The following is a 6,664-nucleotide window of genomic DNA, read 5'->3' as shown; positions in this document are numbered from 1 at the left end:
CTGACCCGCAGCCACCGCCACAGCACCATGCTCAGTATCAACAGCACCCGAATCAACAGCACCCAACAAATCCCCAGGCAACGTCCCCGCCTGCGACACCTCGACCGGAGCCGCGGGTGTAAAGCACGGGAAAGCGCTCATGTCGGAAGCAACCGGCGCGCTGAACGCGTCCATGTTGAAGGTCTGCAGGCCGATGCCGAATCGTCCCCAGGTGCCGGACGGGTAGAATGAGAAGGAGCCAGTGGCGGTGATATTCCTAGCGGCGATTGTTTTGGCTTCATCGGCCGAATTGGCGGCGATGGAGTAGGGAATCGTCACGTCGACCGTGTGAGCCGAAGGGTTGGGCGTATCCTGCTGGTAGGCCGCGTAGATCTGGGCCCAATTAACGTCGTTGAGCTTGATCTTGAATGTGTGGGTAAGGGAGTCGGAGCTCACCGCAGATTCAGTCACCGACGCGATCATCGACGAGGACTCCGAGGCGCTTGCTGCCTGAACCGTCGTTCCCTGCGGGAAGGTCACGGTGTAGTAGAACGAGGCACTCGTCGACACCGTCTCCTTGTCCCACGGGAAGTGACCGGCATCTGCCTCGCTCTTCACCTGGGTTTCGAAGGGCTTGAGCAGCTCGGTCATTTGAAGCTTCGCGGCGAACGTGCCGGTGTACGTCGCCGGGGCCTGCTCGTTTGCTGCGCACGCGCCCGAACCCGATACCGATGCGAACTGCGCGGCCGGCAGATCGGCTGCAGCGTGCGCGGCATCTCCTACCGTCGTCCAGCCGAGCGCAGCAAGCGCACCGACGCACGCCATCGCCACTCGCCGCCGCCAGGCGGGTTTTGTGATGTTCATGATTTCTCCTAGTTGTTGTTCCTGCGGTCTATGGCTGGCGGATTGCGCCACTCGGCGAAAGCACGTCCAAGGCCTTCCCGCACTGTATTGATGGCTGTGTCGGAGGGCACGCGTAGCCTTGCTGGGTACTCCGCATGCCCTCCGAGCGGTGATTACGAAACTCGCCTGCGTCTGACACCAAGCAGAATACCGACTCCGATCGCGCCCACAAGACCTGCCATGATTACAACTTCGGCGTCCATTCCGGTTCGCGCCAAGGCAGACTGGTCGACGACGAGCTGATTCTCAATCGTCCCCGCATCGACAGACACGCCGTTTTGCGAGACCACAGCCGTGAGTCGGGTTTCAGAGAGTGCGTATCCGCGAGGCGCTCGCTCCTCGCGAATCGTGTAGGTTCCGTATTCGACGTCTTTGAAGGTAACGAGTCCGTCGGCGTCGGAGGTCGCCGTCGCGATCTGCTGACCTTCACGTTCAAGAGCAAATGTTGCTCCGGCGAGACCCGCGTGCGTTTGAGAATCGACCTTATGGGCGATGATGTCAGCGCGAATACGTTCGTTGTTCACGCGCCCCGCGTCAACGACTTGCCCGTCTGCACTGACCTTTGCCGAGATGGTGTCGGTGGATACCAGCCAGCCGGTGGGTGCGTTCGTTTCACGGATTTCATAATCGCCGACGGTGAGGTTTTCAAACGAGACGATGCCGTCTGCTCCGCTGACCTGCGTATCGCTCGGTTCTTCGGCCACGGTTCCGTCCTCTTCGACTCGATAGATCGCGAAGGTCGCACCCGCAAGCGGAGCGCCAGTCTTCGCATCGGTCTTGAGAAGCCGGATCGCACCATGCTCGGCGGTGTTGACAACCTTGCCGAGGTCAATCGTCGCTCCATCTGCGGTGACGACGACGCCAAGAGGCTTTTCCATCGTCAGGTACCCGGGCAGGCCCTTTGTCTCACGTAGTTCGTACATTCCGTAGCGCACGGAATCAAAGGAGACACGGCCGTTGGCGTCGGACAGGGCACGCATCGCGGGAACGTCTGCGACCGTCGTTGAACCGCCGGGTCCCTTGGTCACCGGGTAGAGGGCGAACTCGACGTCTGCAAGTGGCGTGCCGTCGTCTGAGGTCTTGGTAAGGATGACCGTGCCTGTGATCGGTCGGTCGGTGACGGTACCCGCTGCGACCGTCAGGTGTTGGGCGTCAACCGTCACGGTCAGCGCCGTATCAGACAGCGTGTAGCCTTCCGGCGCGGACGTCTCCTTGACCTGATATACGCCCCAGTGGACGTTCGTGAACGTCGCGACCCCATCGGATCCGCTTGTGGCACTCATGACCGGCTCCGACGCAGCGACGCCGGACGCATCAACCGGGAACAGACCGAAGGTCGCCCCTGCGAGAGCATCACCGGTTTCGTCGACCTTCTTTACCGACACCGTACCGTCGATCCGTTCGTTGACGACCGTACCGGCGTCAAAGCTGGGGCCTCCAAGCTCGAACGTCTTGAGATCGCCTTCGGCCTTGACGTATCCATCCTTTCCGGAAAGCTCCCGAAGGACGTATTTCGCCCACGGAACGTTGGTGAACTGGGCTCGACCATCGTCACCTGTTGTTGCGGTGAACGCCGGAGTCGATGCGGTAGCACCGTTCGCGTCAACGGGGAAGATGCCGAAAACGACTCCTGCGAGCGGCTGCTGGTAGTCGTCGGTCTTCGTCACCGTCACCGTCCCCTCGGCGCGAGGATCGGCAATGGCAAGTGCGATGGGAGAAACAACGCCTCCGGTAATGGTGGCTCCCATCGCGTCAATAGTGACGGTCTGATCCGCCACCCGCGCATAGCCCGTGAGCGGTTCGCCTTCGTGGAGGGTGTACGTGCCGTACGGCAGGTTTGCGAATGTGAGCGCGCCGTTCGCGTCGGTTGTTCCCGACCACTGTGTCTGAGCCGGGTTAACGGTCTGCGTCGGCGCCTCTGAATCCAACCAGCCTTTGAATGTCAGAGTGAAGGCGACGCCCTCTTGGGCCTGTCCTGTGTCTTTTGCTGTCTTCGTGATCTCAAGATCGCGCGTACCAACAACTCCGGCGTATCTCGTTGCCGTGCGGGCCACGGGGTTGAGATCGAAGAGGTCCGTGCGTCCGTTCTCGTCCGCCGAGTTGACGACCGTTGCGTCACCCGGTGAGGTCGGCTTCGGCGACCAGCTCATCGCGTCGGGTTTGGTGAACGCGAGGGCATAGGTGCCACGCGAGTACACCGGCGATGAAGACAGTTCTGGATCGGCGAGTTGCAGCGTCGGATCGGACGAGGTGTGCGATCCGACGATGGCAGCCGGCGCCTTGGTGTCGACCGTGGTACCCGATGCTTCCGAGTCTTCGTACCCGGGGTTAGACACTTTGGAGCCGTCGCTGTTCACCATCGTCCAGGACTGGTTCGGAAGGAATCGCTCGCCAGCGTCCTTCACGCCGTTCGCATTGAGGTCACGGAACACGGCACCGCGCGCACTGTAGCGATTTGTCGAGACGGTGACCTCGTTCGCCTCAAGATATGCGGCGCCTGAACCCGCGAGGGCGACGGAGGCCACAGCCAACTTTCCGTCCTTGAAGTTCGAGTTGAGCGTGGTCGCAGGTTGGACCGGAATCCGAGCCGGCAGGATGACCCGCAGCGTCTCCTTGGAGTCGAGCGCCTCCCCCGGCTTCAGGTCCACCTTCACCGCGGTAACCGCAGTCCATCCTCCGTGCTGGGGGATCTCCTCAGCGGTGTACCACTGAGCATTGACGACCGAAGCAAGGTCTTTCCCCTGCTCTGTCACCGAATACAGAACAGTCACCCGGTCGGAAGCGTCTTTCGTGACCGTCCCGCTTTCGACGAGGACCTTAGAGGCAGGACCCGTCAGCGGCGTGCGGAACGCGGAGGAATGTCCGCTCAGGGCCGTCTCGCCGTCGGTCGCCGTCGACTCCCAGTCGCGGTGACCATATGTGCCGTCCCTGTCGGAAACGATCTTGTGGTCTGTCGTACTGGGCAGGACGGAGAGCAAGCTCACCGTCGAAGTTGGCGTCAATGAGTTGTTCATGACGCTCAGCCGGTAGTAAACGGGCGAACCCAGATCCTGTGCCGGCGCCGACAGCGTCCAGTCCGATTCTCCGTTGAGAGAGGTCTCGATCTTGCCGATGATCTCCGAGGGCGCGATGAGCCGTACTCCGATCGTCGTGTGCGATACCTTGTCATTGGTCGCACCGTCGTCATCGAAATCAAGGGAATCGATGAGAGCCGTGTCGGCCGTCGGTTGAACGGACTCTGGTCCGTCCCACACCGTGTATGCGTCGAAGGTGTTGACACCGAAGTTCGCATAGAGGGTCATATCGACGGTGACGAAGGTCGCCACGCTTTCCGAGAGCCCGTACTTGGGCTGCGTGTAGTCGATGTCGCCGTAGGAGTAGATGAGCGCCGTCCGACCGGTGCCCTTGTAATCCTTCACGATCTTCGGTGTTCGCGCGGTCGCGTCCAGATCGCGCGCGATCTGGGTGCTGTCAGTGCGGACGTAGTTGACTCCGGGGGGAAGGAGAAGGACTTGGCGAACATTCTTCAGAGTGCGCGTCACGCTTCCCCAGTCTGGCTTCGGATAACTGGAAATCTGAAGAGTCTTCAGTCGGGAGCATGTGTTCGGAGTGAGGGTGTCGGCTGCCACGCCGTTGCAGCGCGAATACGTCGCCTCTCCATCATTCGTCCACCACCACGGGCCGCTCCACCAATCGGGGTTCCCGTTGCTGGGCGGATTGATGTCCGCACGCGCAGGCGTCCTAAGCGTAGTGCCAACTTTGGGCGTGAGCGGCCACACGACGGCGTTGTTGTCCGACTTCTGATTGTCGTTGTATTCGGCGCCGTCTTTCAGGGACTGCACGACCTGACCGTCGGCGCTCCCCTGTGTGACGGTCGACGACATGTAATTCGCGTACAGTTGCTTCTCGGTGTAGTAGCCGCTGTTCCACTTCGCCAGCTCCGCATCCGTTGGGAACGCCCTGACGTAGAACCAGGCGCGATAGTTGTCCAGTTCGAGCGGGGTATCGAAGACCAGTCGTATCTTGGCGTACTCGCGGGCGGTGTCATTGATCGCGACGCGGTCGCCGTAGTCGAGGTCCTTTGCGATCTCCACCTCGGTGCCGTCCCGTTTGACGCCGTAGAGGTGGTTGCTGGTGGCATTGATCCGGGCTTTGATTTCATCCACGGTCAGCGCTGATTCCCCGTCTAAGATTCTCCCAGCACCTTGACGCGTGCTAAAGAAATCGAACTGCTGGTAATACAGACGCGGGTCGAGGTCCGTGTCGACGACCTCGTGGACGAAGTGGTGCGTTCCTCCGGTCTTATCCGTGTAGCTGGAACCATTATTGGCCTGTCTGACGGAGAGTGCCCAGCGAAAGCCCGGGAGATCCTCAGGATACTGATCGGAGGCCATGACTCCGGGCGTGACACCCGTCACCTTGGACATCCGCGTGTGCAAATTGCCGACCCAAGTGTATTCGATAGTGTCGCCATCAATCGTCAGATGGCCGTCTGAGGCATTGTCGTAGTGCCAGTCCGAGTAGAGATGCCCAAAAAGCGCCTTACCTTGATTAACCGAGGATGTCCCGTTGAACGGGACGACCTGTTCGGCGAAGATGTGGCTCAGCTGCGCGGTACCGGCGTCCTGCTCCGTCGCCAGTCCCATGTCGGCCGTGGCATGAACGACAGGCGTGTAACGATGAGCACTGCCATCAGCGTCGACGGTGGGTGCGTTCCTATAGATCAGCGTGTACCCGAAATACGATTTATGCTGCTCACACATCTGCCAGTTCGAGGAGTACGAGCGAATCAAGCGCATGACCCGATGCGTGTCATCCACCCACGCCCACCCGCCATTAAGCGTCGCTCCCACAGCTAGCGTTTCAACGGTGTCAGCCCCCTCGGGGAGGGTGACATCGTACGTCATCGTATGATACTGGTAATTGCCTTGATTTGCGGACGTTGACGCGGCCTTTGATGACTCCGTGCACACGCCGAAGTCCGTGGTGAGACCCGCCGCTGGCGTGTGGTCGGTCTGAGTCTCACTGTTAAACCTGGTGACCCCAATCTTCTTATTGTTCTCATCAAGGACATTCCCCTTGTTGTCCTGAAGGTAGTACCCCATGTGGGGGAATATCTGGAAGACCTGATTGGCGCCAGCCGACTTCGCGGTAAACGTGATCGCCTTCGTATCTGTCGTGACCTCGCCGACCTTCAGCTCGATCGTCGGCGTTACAGTTGTCCCATTCGGCGTGATGCCATCAAGGAAGGAGAAATCGAAGGGCAACTGGCTGAACTGACCTCCCTTCATGCTCGGGAACGTGTACGTCAGGATCCACGCATCCTCTGTTTCCGAGCGGGCCGTGCCGCCTCCGGCCTGCACAGCAAGCTCGGAATCCACGAACGCCGGGGTCGAAATCAGTAGCTTGCCCTCCGCGTCGCGCACCTTGGGAACCGTGAGGGTGAGTGCGACGTCTTGCGCGGTGGCGGAGTCGTCTCCCGATGCCGCGATCTGGGCGACCGCCGGGATTGACTCACCAGACCAGTAGTCCAACTTCTGCGTTGGATTCGGGTCACCGCTCGCATAGGCCTTGAGCCCATCGTAAGTTCCCAAGAATAGGTCGAGTTTGAGTCCGCCTGCGGCGAAGGCTACAGGGGGGGGGCAACACTCCTGGCAGAAGCACAGTCAGAGCGAGGAGAAGAACCAAAAAGGGCGCCTTGAAACGGCGCTTCGCGGTGCTGAAGGATTTCACGGTAACTAGTATTTCATACTCCGTTCTCTTAGCGCAACTATCCCCCCCC

Annotated in this window: 2 protein-coding genes; both read right to left on the bottom strand. The window is 60.4% G+C overall.

Features of this window, described 5'->3' with window-relative positions:
- Window positions 1–843, bottom strand: an 843-nt coding sequence (locus KHW85_RS08220) for a hypothetical protein (RefSeq protein WP_291459540.1), incomplete at its 3' end; no start/stop codon positions are given.
- 152 nt (window positions 844–995) lie between these two features.
- Window positions 996–6,173 (bottom strand): SpaA isopeptide-forming pilin-related protein, encoded by a 5,178-nt coding sequence (locus KHW85_RS08215; RefSeq protein ID WP_291459539.1) that lies wholly within the window; start codon window positions 6,171–6,173, stop codon window positions 996–998.
- Window positions 6,174–6,664 lie beyond the last annotated feature (491 nt).

This window comes from Actinomyces sp. oral taxon 181 (genome assembly GCF_018370895.1).
Classification (GTDB): domain Bacteria; phylum Actinomycetota; class Actinomycetes; order Actinomycetales; family Actinomycetaceae; genus Pauljensenia.
This window is presented reverse-complemented; position numbering and strand designations above follow the sequence as displayed.

What these genes read in the sequence shown, in the direction of transcription:
- KHW85_RS08215 (WP_291459539.1), bottom strand. Translation starts at nt 6,173, where the DNA reads ATGAAGGGAGGTCAGTTCAGCCAGTTGCCCTTCGATTTCTCCTTCCTT.